This window comes from Phreatobacter aquiterrae (assembly GCF_053471285.1).
The window spans coordinates 66,030-81,518 of sequence record NZ_JBJPHW010000010.1 but is presented as its reverse complement, the minus strand read 5'-3'; the positions used below and the strand labels follow the sequence as shown (position 1 = coordinate 81,518).

General features: G+C 68.1%; 21 protein-coding genes. 19 read left to right on the top strand and 2 right to left on the bottom strand.

What is annotated here, in order from left to right:
- The first annotated feature begins 7 nt into the window (after positions 1-7).
- The 19 genes from ACJ4V0_RS15570 (at position 8) to ACJ4V0_RS15480 (ending at position 14,623) form a co-directional block, all read left to right on the top strand.
- On the top strand, positions 8-202 hold the full coding sequence (locus ACJ4V0_RS15570) for a hypothetical protein (protein WP_448300509.1): 195 nt from the start codon (positions 8-10) through the stop codon (positions 200-202).
- 24 nt (positions 203-226) lie between these two features.
- Positions 227-2,830 carry a glycine-rich domain-containing protein gene (locus tag ACJ4V0_RS15565; protein WP_448300508.1) on the top strand — a complete coding sequence of 868 codons (2,604 nt, stop codon included), beginning with the start codon at positions 227-229 and terminating at the stop codon, positions 2,828-2,830.
- Between the two features lie 9 nt (positions 2,831-2,839).
- Positions 2,840-3,367 (top strand): hypothetical protein, encoded by a 528-nt coding sequence (locus ACJ4V0_RS15560; RefSeq protein WP_448300507.1) that lies wholly within the window; start codon positions 2,840-2,842, stop codon positions 3,365-3,367.
- 84 nt (positions 3,368-3,451) lie between these two features.
- Entirely contained in the window at positions 3,452-4,888 is a 1,437-nt protein-coding gene (locus ACJ4V0_RS15555; protein ID WP_448300506.1) for a phage tail sheath C-terminal domain-containing protein, read from the top strand.
- A gap of 80 nt (positions 4,889-4,968) precedes the next feature.
- A complete protein-coding gene (locus tag ACJ4V0_RS15550; protein WP_448300505.1) occupies positions 4,969-5,475 on the top strand; it encodes a phage major tail tube protein in 507 nt (168 codons plus the stop codon).
- Between the two features lie 45 nt (positions 5,476-5,520).
- Positions 5,521-5,802 (top strand): phage tail assembly protein, encoded by a 282-nt coding sequence (locus ACJ4V0_RS15545; RefSeq protein ID WP_448300504.1) that lies wholly within the window; start codon positions 5,521-5,523, stop codon positions 5,800-5,802.
- Entirely contained in the window at positions 5,799-5,987 is a 189-nt protein-coding gene (locus tag ACJ4V0_RS15540) for a GpE family phage tail protein (RefSeq protein WP_448300664.1), read from the top strand. Before ACJ4V0_RS15545 ends, ACJ4V0_RS15540 begins: the two co-directional genes overlap by 4 nt.
- A 23-nt stretch (positions 5,988-6,010) precedes the next feature.
- On the top strand, positions 6,011-8,590 hold the full coding sequence (locus tag ACJ4V0_RS15535) for a hypothetical protein (protein WP_448300503.1): 2,580 nt from the start codon (positions 6,011-6,013) through the stop codon (positions 8,588-8,590).
- 29 nt (positions 8,591-8,619) lie between these two features.
- Complete coding sequence (locus ACJ4V0_RS15530; RefSeq protein WP_448300502.1) at positions 8,620-9,141, top strand: phage tail protein; 522 nt, start codon at positions 8,620-8,622, stop codon at positions 9,139-9,141.
- A 5-nt stretch (positions 9,142-9,146) separates the two neighbouring features.
- Positions 9,147-9,359 (top strand): tail protein X, encoded by a 213-nt coding sequence (locus ACJ4V0_RS15525; RefSeq protein WP_448300501.1) that lies wholly within the window; start codon positions 9,147-9,149, stop codon positions 9,357-9,359.
- An 8-nt stretch (positions 9,360-9,367) separates the two neighbouring features.
- Positions 9,368-10,474, top strand: a complete 1,107-nt coding sequence (locus tag ACJ4V0_RS15520) for a phage late control D family protein (protein ID WP_448300500.1) — start codon at positions 9,368-9,370, stop codon at positions 10,472-10,474.
- A 37-nt stretch (positions 10,475-10,511) separates the two neighbouring features.
- Complete coding sequence (locus ACJ4V0_RS15515) at positions 10,512-11,051, top strand: TIGR02594 family protein (protein WP_448300499.1); 540 nt, start codon at positions 10,512-10,514, stop codon at positions 11,049-11,051.
- Positions 11,052-11,091: 40 nt separating this feature from the next.
- Positions 11,092-11,346, top strand: coding sequence for a hypothetical protein (locus tag ACJ4V0_RS15510; protein WP_448300498.1), 255 nt, complete (start codon positions 11,092-11,094; stop codon positions 11,344-11,346).
- The gene (locus ACJ4V0_RS15505) at positions 11,346-11,762 is read left to right on the top strand and encodes a hypothetical protein (protein WP_448300497.1); all 417 of its coding nucleotides are present in this window, start codon (positions 11,346-11,348) and stop codon (positions 11,760-11,762) included. Before ACJ4V0_RS15510 ends, ACJ4V0_RS15505 begins: the two co-directional genes overlap by 1 nt.
- Positions 11,763-11,787: 25 nt before the next feature.
- On the top strand, positions 11,788-11,931 hold the full coding sequence (locus ACJ4V0_RS15500; RefSeq protein ID WP_448300496.1) for a hypothetical protein: 144 nt from the start codon (positions 11,788-11,790) through the stop codon (positions 11,929-11,931).
- Between the two features lie 49 nt (positions 11,932-11,980).
- Positions 11,981-12,283 carry a hypothetical protein gene (locus ACJ4V0_RS15495; RefSeq protein ID WP_448300495.1) on the top strand — a complete coding sequence of 101 codons (303 nt, stop codon included), beginning with the start codon at positions 11,981-11,983 and terminating at the stop codon, positions 12,281-12,283.
- 61 nt (positions 12,284-12,344) lie between these two features.
- Positions 12,345-12,713, top strand: a complete 369-nt coding sequence (locus ACJ4V0_RS15490; RefSeq protein ID WP_448300494.1) for a hypothetical protein — start codon at positions 12,345-12,347, stop codon at positions 12,711-12,713.
- Positions 12,714-12,800: 87 nt separating this feature from the next.
- Positions 12,801-14,264, top strand: a complete 1,464-nt coding sequence (locus ACJ4V0_RS15485; protein WP_448300493.1) for a hypothetical protein — start codon at positions 12,801-12,803, stop codon at positions 14,262-14,264.
- A complete protein-coding gene (locus tag ACJ4V0_RS15480) occupies positions 14,261-14,623 on the top strand; it encodes a DUF1937 family protein (protein WP_448300492.1) in 363 nt (120 codons plus the stop codon). The genes ACJ4V0_RS15485 and ACJ4V0_RS15480 overlap by 4 nt, the downstream gene beginning before the upstream one ends.
- Before the next feature lie 82 nt (positions 14,624-14,705).
- On the opposite strand, the gene ACJ4V0_RS15475 is transcribed toward ACJ4V0_RS15480, so the two are convergent.
- Together ACJ4V0_RS15475 and ACJ4V0_RS15470 are read right to left on the bottom strand one after the other, a co-directional pair.
- A complete protein-coding gene (locus ACJ4V0_RS15475) occupies positions 14,706-15,095 on the bottom strand; it encodes a helix-turn-helix domain-containing protein (RefSeq protein WP_448300491.1) in 390 nt (129 codons plus the stop codon).
- Between the two features lie 2 nt (positions 15,096-15,097).
- Positions 15,098-15,349 carry a type II toxin-antitoxin system RelE family toxin gene (locus ACJ4V0_RS15470; protein WP_448300490.1) on the bottom strand — a complete coding sequence of 84 codons (252 nt, stop codon included), beginning with the start codon at positions 15,347-15,349 and terminating at the stop codon, positions 15,098-15,100.
- Positions 15,350-15,489: the final 140 nt, after the last annotated feature.

Genomic DNA, 15,489 nt, shown 5'->3' with positions numbered 1-15,489 from the left:
CCCGCACATGACCAAGAAGCCCAGCGCCGTGGCACCCGCCACGGCGACCCCCGACGTGTTCTTCGAGGTGACCGTCAACAAGGTCACCCAGGCGGCGAACACTTACTTCCGGCCGGGCAAGACCTACACGGTCAAAGCCCACGTCAAGGATGCCCTTGGCAAGGCCGTCGAGACCTCGGCGCTCGTCCCCGACGTCTCCTGACACCCCCAACTCTGAGGAACGGCCATGGCTTCGCGCTTCGAGAAGTATCGGCTCAAGGATGGCGACGAAGCCAACGCCGAGCGCTTCAATCCCATCCTCCGCGACCTCGATCTGCGGACGGCTGCGGTCGAGGAGAAGGCCGTCGGCTTCGACATCGAGAAGGCAAAATTCGTCACGGCGGGCCTCGCTCGCCTTGACGAGATCATGCAGCCGATCACCTCCAAGCTGACCGATTACGCCTCGCTTGGCGCGATCCTCACCACCCAGTCGGCGAGCAACATCGAGACCGGCGACGGCCAGAAGACCTTCGTCGTCTCCGAGGCCCTCCGCCTTCAGTTCGCCCCGTCCGCCTACCTCGCCGTCATCAAGACCGGCGACCCGAGCCAGGCGATGCTGGGCGTCCTGAACGCCTACGATCCGCAGTCTGGCGACCTCACCGTCACCATCGACCGCTTCGAGGGCTCCGGCTTTCATACCGGCTGGACGATCACGGCAGCGAGCGCCACCGACAACGCGGCCGCCATCGCCGACGTCTATGCCTACAAGGTCGACGCCGAGACTGCTGCCGGTCAGGCCCTTCTCCGCAAGGACGAGGCCGCTGCCTCCGCCGCCGCCGCGCTCGCCTCCAAGAACTCCGCCGAGAACGATGCCGAGACGGCCGACGACGCTCGCAATCAGGCCCAGATCGCGCAGGCCGCGACCGAGGCCGCCAAGAACCTCGCCTTCGCCTACATGACCGGGTTCCTCGGCGCCCATCCCTCGACCACCCCGCCGACGCTCCGCCTCGACGGCGGCGCGCTCCAGGTGAGCGACTGGTATTTCAAGGAAGTCGTCGGCCCGCCGGCCACGACCTACATCGACTACGTGTCGAGCGTCGGCCCTGTGGTCTGGCGCTCCCTCGTTGCCGCGTCGGACACCTCCGTCACCTCGTTCAACGGGCGTGTCGGCGGCGTCAATCCCGTGACGAGCGACTACACCGCAGCCATGGTCGATGCGACTGCACCCGCAGGTCTCACTGGGGCGACCGTCCAGGCCGTTCTCGATGCCATCGGCACCGCCATCGCCCTGAAGGCCGACAAGGCCGTCACGGTCGTCGGCGGGGGCCTTGCGTCGGGCGGCGGCGACATCTCCGCCAGCCGCACCATCACCGTCACCAAGTCGTCGAACGCTCAGGCGATCGCTGGCGTCGATGACACCACCGCCATGACCCCGGTCCGGGTCAAGGACGCGATCATCGCTCTGGCCCCGGCCCCCGGCGCCTCCTCGGAGACGGCTTCCGGCATCGTCGAGCTCGCTACGGCGGCCGAGACGATCACCGGTACTAGCACGACGCTCGCGATCCATCCGGCTGGGTTCAAGGCAGCCGTTGACGCTCGCTTCAACGCCCTCGTCGGCGCCGCTCCCGGTGCGCTCGACACACTGGCCGAACTGGCAGCGGCGATCGACAACAACGCCAGCTACGCCTCGTCCATCACGGCCGCTCTCGGCAACAAGCTGAACAGCTCAGCGTTGACCGCATTCGGCCTTGCCTTCGTTGGCCTGGCGGACGCGGCGGCGGCGCGGACCAATCTCGGCCTCGGCACGATGGCGACGCAGGCGACCGCTTCGTTCGTCGCCGCAACCCGCACGGTCAGCGGCGGGGGCCTCGTCAGCGGCGGCGGGTCGCTCTCCGCCGATCTCACCCTCACGGTGACCAAATCCAGCCTGGCGCAGGCGCAGGCTGGCACGGACGATACGACGGCGATGACGCCGGTGCGGACCAAGGATGCGATTACGCAGTTCGCCGCTCTGCCCGCGACCTCGATCAGCGCCGGCACCGGCCTGTCCGGCGGCGGCTCCCTCGCAGCCTCCCGGACCCTGTCCTTCGACGTGGCGTGGGGCGACACACGCTATGCCCTGACCGGGCACACGCACGCGGCGGCCACGACCTCCGTCGCCGGCTTCCTGTCGGCCGCCGACAAGACCAAGCTCGACGGCCTTGTCGCGGGCGGGCCTGACTATCAGGCGTTCACCGCCTCGGGGACGTGGACGAAACCGGCCGGGCTCACCGGAAACGAGATCGTCGTTATCGAGGCATGGGGTGCGGGCGGCGGCGGCGGCATGACCGGCGGCGACGGCAATGGCCCCGGCGGCGGTGGCGGCGCATACACGCGTCGCGATATGCGGGCTGCGGACCTACCCGGAACCGTCTCCGTCACCATTGGCGCGGGCGGGGCTGGCAGGGCCAGCTTCGGCGGTGCGACGAACGGCGGCACTACCACCTTCGGCTCATACGTCACTGCCTACGGAGCAATCGACCGCTACGGTGGCACGAACATCGCCACCATTGGCAACGGCCACGAGACGCCACTCCAAAACATCTTCTTCGGCGGCGGCGGGGGTTCCGCCGCAACCGCCGCGCCCCCGGTCATCTACGGCGGCGGTGGGGGTGGCACCAATGCGTCGAATGCCACCATCCGTCTCGGCGGTGTCTCTATGCACGGTGGCGCTGGTGGCTCCGGCTCCGCGAGTAGCGGCGCTGCCCCCGCAGCGGGCAACGCCCCCGGCGGCGGCGGCGGCGGCGGCTGGAATACCACCGGCGGGGCCGGCGCTCGCGGCGAAGTTCGCGTCACCGTCATTCGCTCGTAAGGGGACCCCATGCGCTACGCCCTCATCAAGAACGGCCTCGTCGACAACGTCGTCGAGGTCGAGACCATCACGACGGCTGAGGCGGTCGCGGCGGCCCTCGCGAACGGCGAACTCCCGGTCGGCTATGTCGTGCCGGATGGGTTCACTGCCGTCGAGGCGCCCGCCGATGTCGGCCCCGGCTACACCTATGACGGCGAGACCTTCTCGCCCCCGCCGGAGCCGGAGCCGCCCGCTCCGGTCTTCCCCGACATCAGCGACAGGCAGTTCTACCAGGCGCTTTCGCTCCCGCCCTACTCCATCATCACGAGGGCGGAAGCGCTGGCAGCGGTGAAGGTGGGCGACCTGCCGGCCTCGCTGCAGGCGATCGTTGACGCGATCCCTGATGAGGACACCCGCTACAACGCCGAAATGCTTCTCTCTGGCGCGAAGCAATTCGAGCGGTCGCATCCTATGGTCGCAGCGATCGCGGGGGCCATGCCTACGCCTTGGTCCGGCGCGGAGGTCAACGCCTTCTGGGCCTTTGCCCGGTCTCTCTGACGCCCGAACCCCACCAACGCCCTCTCCGAGCCCGGCCATCGCGCCGGGCTCTTTCTTTCCGCCCGCTCAACGAGGCACCCCACGATGACGCTCCAGTATCTCCACGGCATCGAGACCGTCGAACTTGACGACGGCCTGCGCCCCATCGAAACCGTCCGCTCGGCCGTCATCGGTATCATCGGCACGGCTCCCGACGCCGACGTCGATCTCTTCCCCCTCAACGAGCCGGTCCTGATCCCCGGCACGCCGTCCGCCGCTGCGGCGCTCGGCCTCACCGGAACCCTTCCCGACGGCCTGGACGCCATCTTCGACAACGGCTCCTGCACCGTCATCGTCGTCCGCGTCGATCCCGGCGTGTCGGTCGATACCGCCTTCTCGGCGATCATCGGCAACTCGGCGCTGAAGACCGGCGTCTGGGCCTTCCGTAAGGCACAGGCGAAATTCGGCCTGACGCCGAAGCTGCTCGTCGCCCCCGGCTACACCTCCCAGCGCCCGACGAACGGCATCGCCTCGATCACCCTCAACACCCCCGGCACCGGCTACGTCTCCGCCTCGACCGTCGTGACCCTGACGGGCGGCGGCGGCTCTGGCGCTGCGGCCAAGGCCATCGTCAACACCGACGGCACGCTTGCCGGCATCGTCCTCACCAAGCGGGGCTATGGCTACACCAGCGCGCCGACCGTCGCGATCACGGGCGTCGGCCTCAACGCTGCCGCGACCGCGGTGACGGGTGCCGTCGGCAACCCTGTCGTCGCCGAGCTTCTGTCGCTCGCGCCGCAGATCCGCGCCATCGTGGGCGCCGACGGTCCGGGCACGACCTACGAGGCCGCCGTTGCCTACCGCAACGACTGGTCCGACATGCGCCTCCACATCATCGACGGCGGCTGCATGGTCTGGGACACGCAGGTCGACGCGGCCGTCCTGAAACCCGCCTCCGCCCGCTGGGCCGGTGGCCAGGCGGTCATGGATCAGAAGCGCGGCTTCTGGTGGGCCTTCTCCAACCAGACGCTCCCCGGCATCGTCGGCGTCGGCCGCCCCATCGACTGGTCGTTCTACGATCCGAACCTCGAGGGCCAGCTGCTCAACGAGATGGGAGTCTCCGTCGTCGTCCATGACGAGGGCTACCGCCTGATGGGCATGCGCTCCGCCACCTCCGATCCGAAGTGGCGCTTCTACTCGGTCCGCCGCACCGCCGACATGGTCTATGAGAGCATCGAGAAGACGCTCAAGTGGGCCGTCGACCGCCCGATCTCGGTCAACCTGATCCTGGAGATCGAGGAGAGCGTCAACGCCTACCTGCGCCTCCTGAAGCAGTATGGCGCGATCCTCGGCGGCCGCGCGTGGCTCGACCGGGCCGTCAACACGCCGGCCGAACTGATGCAGGGCAAGCTCACGATCGACTTCGACATCGAGCCGCCGGCTGGCCTGGAGCACCTGATCTTCAGGGCTCGCCGCAACGCCGGCTACTACACCGAGATGGTCGAGAACGCGATCCGGCAGGCGACGCTGATCCAGCAGTAACCGCTGGCCTCCATCCCTGAACCCCCTCCTGGGCCGTAGCCTTCGCCGGCTGCGGCCCTTCTCACTTTCCCGAGGCCGCTATGCTCGACAACATCCTCCGCGACTTCACCGTCTTCCTCGACGGTGTCGGCAAGCTCGGCGACGCCGAGACCGTCAAACTCCCCGCCCTGATGAAGAAGACCGACGAGTATCGCGGCGGCGGCATGGAATTCCCCGTCGAGATCGACCTCGGCATGGAGAAGCTCGAAGCGGAGATCACGCTGTCCCAGTGGGACCCGCAGGTCTATTCGCTGTTCGGGATGCACTCGAACATCGAGGGCACGCCGCTGACCTTCCGCGGTCACGTCATCTCGTCCACCGGCACCGCCAAGTCCTGCATCGTCCACATGCGCGGCTTCATCAAGGGCATCGCCCAGGACACCATCGCCCCCGGCAAGAAGAACGAGAAGGTCTTCACCTTCGCGCTCTCCTACTACAAGCACGTCCTCGACGATCAGGTCCTGATCGAGCTCGCTGCGCGCGACATGATCCATGTCGTCGGCGGCCAGGATCTCGCCTCGGCGAAACGCTCCAGCCTCGGCCTCTAAGGCCGGGCCAGACCACCCACGACCAACGCAGCCCAAGGAGAGATCATGGAACCCCAGAGCGACGGCGACCGCAAGACGTTCACCTTTTCCGAGGCGGTGACCGTCAAGAGCGGAACCTACACCGAACTGCGACTTCGCAAGCCGAAAGGGCGCGATCTTCGCACCCTGACCACGGTCAGCGAGGCGCGCGGCTCGACTGCAGGCTACTTCGACGTCATCGCCAATCTGGCGGAGGTCCCGGTCGACGTCCTCGACGAGGCGCCGCTGCAGGACTGCCGCGCCATGATCGCCTGGGTTGACGGTTTTTTCGCCGCGCAGGCGGCCTGACCGTCTGGCGATCTAAGGCGATCCAGCTTGCCAACGCCTTCCACTGGTCACCCAGCGAACTCTCGGGGCTCGACCTCGACGAGTTCGCCGAGTGGTTCGAGGAAGCCGAATGGCTCTTCGACGAAGTGAAGAAGCGGCGCGAGGCGGCAATCCTGGCCGCCACGACCGGCAAACCCCTGCAATGACGACATGCTGAAGGAAAAAAGCGATGGCCTCCTACAGCATGTCCGTCAACCTCTCCATGAACGGCGACCTGACCGGCAAGGCGAAGCAGGCAGCGGCCGCCATCAAGGACATGGCCAACTCCGGCAAGATGCTGGAGAAGCTGCGGGCTGACCGCCTCGCCACCGACCTCGACAAGTCGCGGAAGTCCGCCCAGGGCCTCGCAGGCGACCTGAACAAGGTCAAGGCCATCGACCTCGCGTCCCCCTTCTCGAAGGGGGCCTCGGCCGCCAAGCAGATGCAGAGCACGCTCTCCTCGCTGCAGTCGGCGATGTCGAAGCTGGTGCAGTCGCAGCACCAGATGAACGCCGCCAGCGGCCGGCGCGGCAACTCGTGGGCCGAGCGCGAGGCCCGCGCGATGGAGCGGCTGATCCAGCTTCAGTCCCGCGCTTCCCTCAACTATCAGCGCATGTCCTCCATGCGGATGCCGTCTCCGGCCGGGAACGTCCCCCGGACGCCCGGAACCCCCGGCGGCCGCGCTGGCGTCCATGTCCCGCGCCTCGGCCACCGCACGCAGGCCCTCCGCCACGAGACGCTGACGCAGGCGGGCTCCCTCGGCCACGAGCGCGCCCTGATGCGCGCCAACAACATCCCTGACGCGGAAGTGGACCTCTACGAGGCGAACGCCCGTCGCGTCACGCAGCAGACCCGATACGGCACCGTCGCCGAGGGCCTGAAGATGCAGTCCGACCTCCGCATGGGTCTCCAGGGCAATGGCGCGCACGCTCGCGAATTCCTCGGGACGCACATGCAGCTGGACGCGGTCATCAAGTCGCTGATGTCGCGCGGCGCCTTCACCCACGGCAACGTCAGCGGCCACGACTTCACCTATGACGCTGTCAGGGCGGCCGAACTCTCCGGCGCCACCGCCACGACGCCGCGCTATGAGCAGTTCATGGACTCGATGCTCCGGGCCTCGGTCGCCTCTCGCGGCCGCGTCAACCCGACCGAGATGCACGCCGCCATGCGGCACGCCCGCGCCTCGGCTAAGCTGCTCTCGCCGGACTTCATCAGGGATCGCCTGCCCGAACTCGTCCAGCAGATGGGCGGTCACGCCGCCGGCACCATGATGAGGACCATGCAGGGCTCGCTGGTCGGCGGTCGAATGCAGGGTCGCCACGCTCAGAACTGGCACGCTCTCGGGCTGGTCCCGGAAGAGGGCCTCCGCCGCAACTCGCGCGGCGGCATCACGGGCATCCAGCCGAACGGCATGGTCAACTCCGCCTTGCTCGCCTCGAACCCCTACGAATGGGTCCAGCAGCACCTCATGCCGGCCCTGGCCGCCAAGGGGATCACGGGCGAGGCGGACATCCGCCGCCACGTCATGGGCCTCTCTGGCGACCCGAACACGGTGTCGGCGCTGTCGTCCATGTCGACGACGCAGGCCCAGTTCGAGGGCTTTCGCCAGATGATCGCCCAGATCGGCACCCTCGGGCAGACCTTCGCCACCCTGCAGCAGCACGATCCGACGCAGAACTTCACCGCCTTCAGGACGGCGTGGGAGGACATGCTGGCCTCGCTGGCATCTCCGCTGATCCCTCAAGCGATCTCGGCGATGCAGAGCGTGGCTGCGCTCGCGAGGGGCATCTCGAATGCCATCAGCGGCAGGCCGGACGATGCTCAGTCCGGCGGCCCCCATCCTTCCGGCGGGCCGACTTCCCCCGGAGGTCCGGGAGGCGGCGGCCGCATGGGCGCTGACAGCCTCATCCTCGGCGGCGCTGCCATCGCCACTACCCTGATCGCCAAGAGGGCGCTCGGCTCCCCCACGGCCCGCCGCCTGATGGCTGCAGGTCTCGGCGGCGCAGTCGGGGGCCTTCCTGGCGCTGCCGTTGGCTGGACCCTCGCCGGGGCCGGTTCCGGTGCCTCTGGCGCTGGTCCGACCGTAGCGAAGGCCGCTGCCGGCGGTGCAATGCGAGCCGGTGCCGGCGCAGCCGCCCGCGCCGGGATGCGCTTCCTGCCCGGCATCGGGTGGGTGATGCTCGCGGCGGACGGTGTCGCCGCGGTCAACACGATTGGCGAGGCGAACGCCGCCCGGTTCCAGGGTGTTCCCGACGGCGCGCAGCACGATGCTCGCCAGAGCCAGCGCCGCAGGGCCAACGCCGCGTTCCGCGACACCATGAACGAGCAGCGCGCCGCGCAAGGCGTGCCGCAGATGGCACCTCTGTCCTCGACCCCGGCCGCCAACGACAACCTGTCTGGCCAGGGCGCGCAGGTCATGGGCACCTTCCAGCAGGGCGCGCAGGCCAAATGGGGAGAAATCCTCGGCTGGTGGCAATCCCTGCAGCTTCCCAACCTCAACATGCGACCCAACGTCACCATCACGCCGAACGTCTCCGCCCCCGGTCTTCCGGGTGCTGGTGCGCCGGCTGGCGGCGGCGAGCGGCCGGCTCCCTCGCTTCTCCAGCGCCAGAGCCACCACACGGGCGGGGGAGGGGGCGGCAACACCGTCCACGTCGCGGGCGCGAACATCACCGTCCATGGGACCAGCGATCCGGGCGCCACGGCGCGCGGTGTCTCCCAGCAGTATGCCGCCGCCGTCCGGGGAGCGATCTCCGACGTCGGCTGATCCACCTGAAACCTGAAGGGGCCCGCCCGATGAGCAATGTGCTTCTGGGGCTGGGCCCCTTCGCGTTCTACACGACCTGGCCCTCCTTCCAGAAGCTCAAGCACAAGGTTCCGATCCGGTGGATCGGGCAGGAGCGCGCGGGCCGCCGCCCGGCCATGCAGTTCCTCGGCCCCGGCGAGGAGACCGTCACTATCGAGGGCGTCTTCTATCCCCATGCCCTCGGCGGGATGGATCTTCTGCTCGGGATGCAGAACGCCGCCCGCGAAGGCCAAATCCTCGATCTCGCGGCCTCGACCGGCGAGGTCTTCGGACCCTGGGTCATCAAGGACGCCAGCAACGACGACCAGTTCTTCACCTCTGCCGGCGTCCCCCGGAAGGTCGACTTCACGGTCGAGCTCCACGCCTACGGCGAGGACGAGGGCGGCTTTGCCGGCGGCATCTTCGATCTCGCCGGGGCTCTGGCGGGCGCTACTGGAGCCGTCCCGGTCCTTTCGACGGCATCCGTCCAGTCCGTCATCAACCGCGTCTCCAGCGCGCTGCAGAACGAGTGACCGTCATGTCCGCGCGCACCTATCTGACGCTCCAGGGGGATCGCCTCGACTGGATCGCCGAGAAAGCCTTCGGCACCGAGCGCACCACGACCGAGCAGATCATCGACGCCAATCGGGGCCTCGCCGCCAAGCCGATCCGGCTCCCCCTCGGCGACACCATCCTCCTGCCTGCCGCGATCGCGCCGGTCTCCCCGGCCCAAGTCAACATCTGGGACTGAGGTGAGCCATGTTCCCCGACTATCGGATCACGATTGCCGGGCTCGACGTGACGCCCCGGATGCGCGGCTACGTCCTCGAACTGACGGTCGTCGACAACTCCGGGAAGACGAACGACACCTTCTCGGTGAACCTCGACGACCGCGACGGCATCCTGAAGCTGCCGAAGCGCGGCGAGGAAGTCGTTGTCGAGATGGGGTATCGCGGCAACCTTCGCCGCATGGGCTCGTTCAAGATCGACGAGGTCGAGCTCTCCGGCATCCCCCGCCGGATGAAGGTCACGGGCACCGCGGCCGACGTCTATAAGGCGCAGGGCAAGGGCCAGCGCACCGAGCACTACCAGAACAAGAGCCTCCAGGAGGTGATGCAGCAGGTCGCCGGCCGCAACGGCTGGCAGGCCGCCATCCACTCCTCGTTCTCGGCCATGCGCTACCCGATGCTGCATCAGACGGACGAGTCCGATCTGCACTTCATCCGCCGGATGGAGCGCGAGGTCGGCGCGGTCGCCAAGATCGCCGAGGGGCGGTTGACCTTCGTGCCGTCAGGGCAGGGGATCTCGGCCAGCGGCGGCGCCATGCCGACCGTGGTCCTGAGATACACCGACCTCCTCAGCTGGCGCGTCTCCCACAAGGGGCGACCGAAGCACGGCAAGGTGAAGGCCGCCCACGGCAACCGGCACACCTCGCAGCGCGAGGAGACCACGGCCACCAACGACCAGGATGCCGACGGCGCTACCTTCTATCTCCGCAACATCTTCCCGAACCGGGACCGGGCTCAGGTCGCCGCCGAGGCCCGCCTACGGGAACTGCGGCGCTCCGAGAAGTCCGCCTCGTTCCAGATCACCGGGAACCCCAACATCAAGGCCGAGGGCCAGCTGACGATTGTCGGCGTCCGCGACGGTGTCGACGAGACCTATCTCGTCAAGACCGTCACCCACACGATTGCCGGAACCGGCGGTGGCTACACGACCACCATTGAGGCCGACAACAAGCCTGCCGCCTCCGCTGGCGCCTCCCGCGCCGCGCGCCCAGCCGCTGGCGCCACGCCCACCCCGACGCCCGCCCCGACCCCCGCTCCGGCGGCGGAGGAACATGGCGACGGCGAAGGCTCCGAATAGCGGCCCGCCCGGCCGCGCTCCAACTCGAGGATGACCGATGACCGCCCTTCCTGCGCGTTACTCCTGGCTGGCCAACGAGCCCGGCCCGAAGATGCTCCACGAGGCCCTGAAGCTCTACGGCACGAGGGAATTCGTCGGGCCGACCCACAACCCCGTGATCCTCGGCTGGGCGAAGGAGATCGGCCAGCCCGGCTACACAAGCGACGAGACCGCTTGGTGCGGCCTCTTCATGGGCATTGCCGCGCACCGTGCCGGCTGGGAGGCGAAGCCGAAGACGAACGCTCTCTGGGCGCGCAACTGGGCGCACTGGGGCACCCCCGCCGACATCCCCATGCTCGGCGACGTGCTGGTGTTTCCGCGGGGTGCCGGCGGCCATGTCGGCCTCTACATCGGCGAGGACTCCCGCAATTTCTTCGTCCTCGGCGGCAACCAGGGCAACGAGGTCAGCATCATCGCCAAGCCGAAGGTGCCGCTCATCGCCGCGCGCCGCGCGCCGTGGCGCATCTCCCAGCCCGCGAACGTCCGCCGCGTGACGCTCAACGGCGCGGGCATCCCCACCGGGCAGAGCGAAGCCTGATCGCCCCCGTCATCCACCCCATCTGCGAAGGACAACCGCCATGTGGGAAAATGCCAAGAAGCTCTGGGAGGCCCTCTCGGGCTTCCGCACGATCGCCCTCCACCTCATCACCGGCATGTGGGCCTTCCTGGAGGCGTTCAACTTCACCGCCTTCGTCGAGGACCCCAAGACGCTCGCTCTCGTCGTCCTCGGCGTGAACGTCATCGGCGTCGCGCTGCGCCTCATCACCAACGGCCCCGTCCCCGGCGTGGGCACCGCGGAAAAGGTCAGCGACCCCACCAAGGACGCCGGCTGATGCCGACGCTCCTCGCTTGGGCGCTGTCCAAGCTGTCGAAGCCGGTCCTGATCGCCTTCGCCTTCGCCGCGCTCCTCGCCATCGCCGGTCTCGGCGCGTGGCGGGCGAGCACCACCGTCACCGATTACCTCGCCAAGCGGGACGCGCAGGTGGAACGCATGGCCACAGCGGCCGAGCGGAACCACTGGCTCGCCCAGATCGAGAAGTCCAACGCCGAGGTCGCGGCCGCCCGGCTCGCTCAGGCCAAGGCCGCTTTCGCCGCGGACGCCGCCGCTCGCGCCGCCGCCGCCCGCCACACCGAACAACTCGCCGAACTGGAGACCCGCAATGCGGCGCTTCCCAATGCTGCTGCTCCTGCCCTTTCTCGTGAGCGGGTGCGCCTCCTTGCCCGCCCTCCCGCCCGTCGTGCGAACTGAGATCGTGCGCTCGGAGATCCCCGCTGTGGCCAAGGAGCCCTGCGCCGATCCCGTCGCGCTCCCGGACCGGGCGATGACCCAGCGCGAGGTCTTCACCGCCTGGAGCACCGACCGGACCAACCTCGAAATCTGCGAGGAGCGCCGGTCAGCCGGCGTCAGCGTCCAGTGACCCCTTCGCCTCACCACCGAACGCTCCCCGCCGGGAGAGGAATGCCGTCATGACCGGGACTGTCAGTTGGGAAATCCTGCTCTGGATGATCGGGGTCCAGTTTTCGACCATCGCGGTCGCGCTGGGCGCCGTCTTCTGGATTCAGGCTCAGTTCCGCGCCGAGCGCGAGTCGCTGCAGCGCCACCGAGAGGAATTCCACCTCTTCAAGGAGAGGGTGGCGCGCGAATACGCCACCTCCGCGACCCTGCGCCAGATGGAAGACAAGATGGCCCAGGGCTTCAATCGTCTCGGTGATCGCTTCGACGCCGTGATGCAGAAAATGATGGAACGGGCGACCCATCCTCACGACTGACCCCGCGCACCGCGGGCCAGCGCCAACCAGCCCACACCCCCACAATCTTCAGGAGATCCCCATGCCGAGATGGCTCGCCATCGTCTGCACGGCCTTGCTGTTGGCGTTCGCGCCGGTGGCGAGCGCCGATGCGGCCAAGCTCGAGACGTGCATTTCCGCCGAGGTCGCGGTGCCCCATGCGGCGACCATCGCCAGCCAGCGCGGCGCGATATTCGCGCAGGTCAAGCCCGATGAGGTGGCGGCGTTCCTCGCCGGCCTGAATGCCGCGTTCGGCACCAGCTACGAGGCTACGGCGATCTACGCGGTCGTCCCGGCCGACCGATCCGTCCTCTTCCTCTTCATGACGGATGCCGGCCTCTGCGCCACGCACGAGAGCACCATGGACATCGTCCTGCCGATCTACCGGGCATCCCGCGACAGTCCGACCTGACCCCTCCCGAAACGACGATCCCGCGCCCGGATGCCTTCGGGCCGCCGGGCGCGTCCTGCCATCGAACGCATCTGGAGGCCGTCCCGCATGAGCCCGCCCGCCAAATCGACCGCAGCGGAAACGCTGGCCGCCATCGAGCGCACCCGAAAGGCCGACGGGAGCATCAACGTCTCCGCAGCGGCCCTGTCCCTCGGCGTCTCCCGGAGCACGATGCAGCAGAAGGTTGACCGGCTCGGCCTGCCGCGCCATTCGACCACCGCTGCTCCCTCGACCCTCGCCCGCACGCTGATCCCGCCGCTGCCGCGAGAGATCGCGAAGGAAGCTGTCGATGCGCTGGCGGCCCACGGCTCTCTGCTTGCTGCCGCCGCCGCCCTCTGCATCACCACGACGACCCTCGACATGCGCCTGCGCGCCGCATCTGGCTTCGGCCTCGACGGCAGCGTGCCGAAGGCCGCCGTGCCGCCGGAAGGCTTCGTCATCACCTCGAAGACCGCCGAGGTCGACAAGGACGGCGAGATCACCAAGCAATGGATCGGCTCAACCCGAGAGCCAGGCGAGGCGTTCGCCCTGCCGGATGGCCACCGCGTCAAGGGTGTCTCCGCCCTCCTGAACAGCGACGGGCTCCTCCTCGCCCAGTGGGTGAAGACCCAGATCGACCCGTCCGCATCGGGGCTGCTGGAGGCGCTGACCGAACGGTTCGCCCGCTATGAGGGCTTCGCAGTCCTGCCGCCGGCCCCCACCGCCGTCGATGCCGACCTGCTGACGGTTTACAACATCGCCGACCATCACCTCGGCCTGTTCTCGTGGGCGAAGGAAACCGGCGCCGACTACGACCTGAAGATCGGTGAGGCGACGCTCCGCGCCGCCATGGCGACCCTGGTTGCCAGCGCGCCGCCGTCGGAAACCGCCATCGTCCTCAACCTCGGCGACTTCTTCCACGCCGACACGAACGAGAACCGCACCGCCCAGAGCGGCAACGCGCTCGACGTCGACACCCGCTATGCGAAGGTCCTCGAGATCGGCGTCCAGCTGATGATCGACTGCATCGAGATGGCGCTGCAGAAGCACGCCCGCGTCATCGTCCGATGCCTGCCCGGCAACCACGATCCCCACACCGCCCTCGCTCTGGCGGTCGCCCTGTCGGCGTTCTTCCGCTCGAATGACCGGGTGGCCGTCGACTGCGACCCGTCGAAGTTCTTCCAGTTCTCGTTCGGCCGAGTGCTGATCGCGGCGACGCATGGCGACATGCTGAAGCCCGAGGAGATGCCCGGCTACATGGCCTCCATGTATCCGAAGGCTTGGGGCGCCTCGGAATTCCGCTACGCCTACTTCGGCCACGTCCACCACAAGAGCCGGGGCGGCGGCGAGCGCCACGGGGTCGTCTGGGAGACCTTCCAGACGCTCAGCGCCAAGGACGCATGGCACGCCGGCAAGGGCTACGTCTCCGGCCGCTCCATGGTCGCGATCACGCACCACCGCGAGACCGGCGAGTTCAATCGCCAGACGGTCGCCGCAAACCTCAACCTCGCCCTCATCAAGGATGCAGCATGACCGGCCTCTGGTATCTGGCTTCTCCCTACTCGAAGTATCCGGCCGGCATCGATTTCGCCGCCGCCGACATCTCGAAGATCGCCGGCAAGCTGATCGCCGAGGGCACCGCGGTCTATTCCCCAATCGCCCACACCCACCCGATCGCCATCGCGGCCGGGCTCGACCCCTACGATCACACGATCTGGATGCCTCTCGATCAGCACATGATGGACGCGGCGGAGGGGATGATCGTCGCCATGATGGACGGCTGGCGCGAATCCTACGGGATCAGCCTGGAGATCACCCACTTCCTCGAAGCCGGCAAGCCGATCCACTACTACGACCCGGTCACCGGCAAGATGGCCGCCGAGTTCGTCTGACCTCCACCGACAAGAACGCCCCCGCCCTCGGACCTTCGGGTCTGGGGGCGGGGGCGTTTTTTGCGTTTCAGGGAGTGGATCTTCAGCCCTTGGTGAACCAGCGGGCAGGGACGTCGAGGACCGCCGCGATCCGCGCCATGGTGTCCGGGTCGCCGGCCTTCTTGCCGTTCTCGATGTCGGAGACGAACCCCTGGGAGACGCGCGCCTGCTTGGCGAGGTCGACCTGCCGAACCTCGCGCCACAGGCGCACCGAACGGAGGAGCGAATGGCCGTAGCGGAGATGCTGGGTCACCCGCTCCGGCAGCGCCTCGGCCTCGCCGGCCGCCAACTCAGCCTTGCGGGCGTCATAGACCGCGACGTCGGCCTCGTCCTCGTCGAGATCGGCGATGCGCGCGACAAGTGCGTCATACTCGGCGCGGGGGATGACCACCATCTCGTCGCCAGAAGGGGAGCGGAGCGTCTGAATGTCCATGGTCAATTCCTCCTGTAGGTCGTGGTCGCCCGCCTGCCGATATAGATCGCGAGGATCGTCTTCTGGTCCTCGTCGAAAATGATGCGGTAGGCGCCGACGCGCATCCTGTAGCCGGGCCGGCCGGAAAGGGCCCGGACGTCGCCGTGGCCGCTGATCGCATAGGCCGTGAGGGCCTGATTGACCGAGACCCGAGCCTCCCGAGGGAGAGCATCCAGGTCCTTCGCCGCCGCCGTCGTCAGGATGATCGTCTTCATGTCCCAATGTATGTGATAATATCGCTTATGGCAAGTGATATATCGCTGTCTTGGCGATAATGTCATGCGCGGGATGCCGGGCCTCGCGTGCAGGGGAGGGGTGTTCTGGACGGCAAAAACGGTTGGCACCGATGCCCGCA

Coding starts and splice junctions, on each gene's coding strand:
- ACJ4V0_RS15570 (WP_448300509.1), top strand. CDS start 8: ATGACCAAGAAGCCCAGCGCCGTGGCACCCGCCACGGCGACCCCCGAC.
- ACJ4V0_RS15565 (WP_448300508.1), top strand. CDS start 227: ATGGCTTCGCGCTTCGAGAAGTATCGGCTCAAGGATGGCGACGAAGCC.
- ACJ4V0_RS15560 (WP_448300507.1), top strand. CDS start 2,840: ATGCGCTACGCCCTCATCAAGAACGGCCTCGTCGACAACGTCGTCGAG.
- ACJ4V0_RS15555 (WP_448300506.1), top strand. CDS start 3,452: ATGACGCTCCAGTATCTCCACGGCATCGAGACCGTCGAACTTGACGAC.
- ACJ4V0_RS15550 (WP_448300505.1), top strand. CDS start 4,969: ATGCTCGACAACATCCTCCGCGACTTCACCGTCTTCCTCGACGGTGTC.
- ACJ4V0_RS15545 (WP_448300504.1), top strand. CDS start 5,521: ATGGAACCCCAGAGCGACGGCGACCGCAAGACGTTCACCTTTTCCGAG.
- ACJ4V0_RS15535 (WP_448300503.1), top strand. CDS start 6,011: ATGGCCTCCTACAGCATGTCCGTCAACCTCTCCATGAACGGCGACCTG.
- ACJ4V0_RS15530 (WP_448300502.1), top strand. CDS start 8,620: ATGAGCAATGTGCTTCTGGGGCTGGGCCCCTTCGCGTTCTACACGACC.
- ACJ4V0_RS15525 (WP_448300501.1), top strand. CDS start 9,147: ATGTCCGCGCGCACCTATCTGACGCTCCAGGGGGATCGCCTCGACTGG.
- ACJ4V0_RS15520 (WP_448300500.1), top strand. CDS start 9,368: ATGTTCCCCGACTATCGGATCACGATTGCCGGGCTCGACGTGACGCCC.
- ACJ4V0_RS15515 (WP_448300499.1), top strand. CDS start 10,512: ATGACCGCCCTTCCTGCGCGTTACTCCTGGCTGGCCAACGAGCCCGGC.
- ACJ4V0_RS15510 (WP_448300498.1), top strand. CDS start 11,092: ATGTGGGAAAATGCCAAGAAGCTCTGGGAGGCCCTCTCGGGCTTCCGC.
- ACJ4V0_RS15505 (WP_448300497.1), top strand. CDS start 11,346: ATGCCGACGCTCCTCGCTTGGGCGCTGTCCAAGCTGTCGAAGCCGGTC.
- ACJ4V0_RS15495 (WP_448300495.1), top strand. CDS start 11,981: ATGACCGGGACTGTCAGTTGGGAAATCCTGCTCTGGATGATCGGGGTC.
- ACJ4V0_RS15490 (WP_448300494.1), top strand. CDS start 12,345: ATGCCGAGATGGCTCGCCATCGTCTGCACGGCCTTGCTGTTGGCGTTC.
- ACJ4V0_RS15485 (WP_448300493.1), top strand. CDS start 12,801: ATGAGCCCGCCCGCCAAATCGACCGCAGCGGAAACGCTGGCCGCCATC.
- ACJ4V0_RS15480 (WP_448300492.1), top strand. CDS start 14,261: ATGACCGGCCTCTGGTATCTGGCTTCTCCCTACTCGAAGTATCCGGCC.
- ACJ4V0_RS15475 (WP_448300491.1), bottom strand. CDS start 15,095: ATGGACATTCAGACGCTCCGCTCCCCTTCTGGCGACGAGATGGTGGTC.
- ACJ4V0_RS15470 (WP_448300490.1), bottom strand. CDS start 15,349: ATGAAGACGATCATCCTGACGACGGCGGCGGCGAAGGACCTGGATGCT.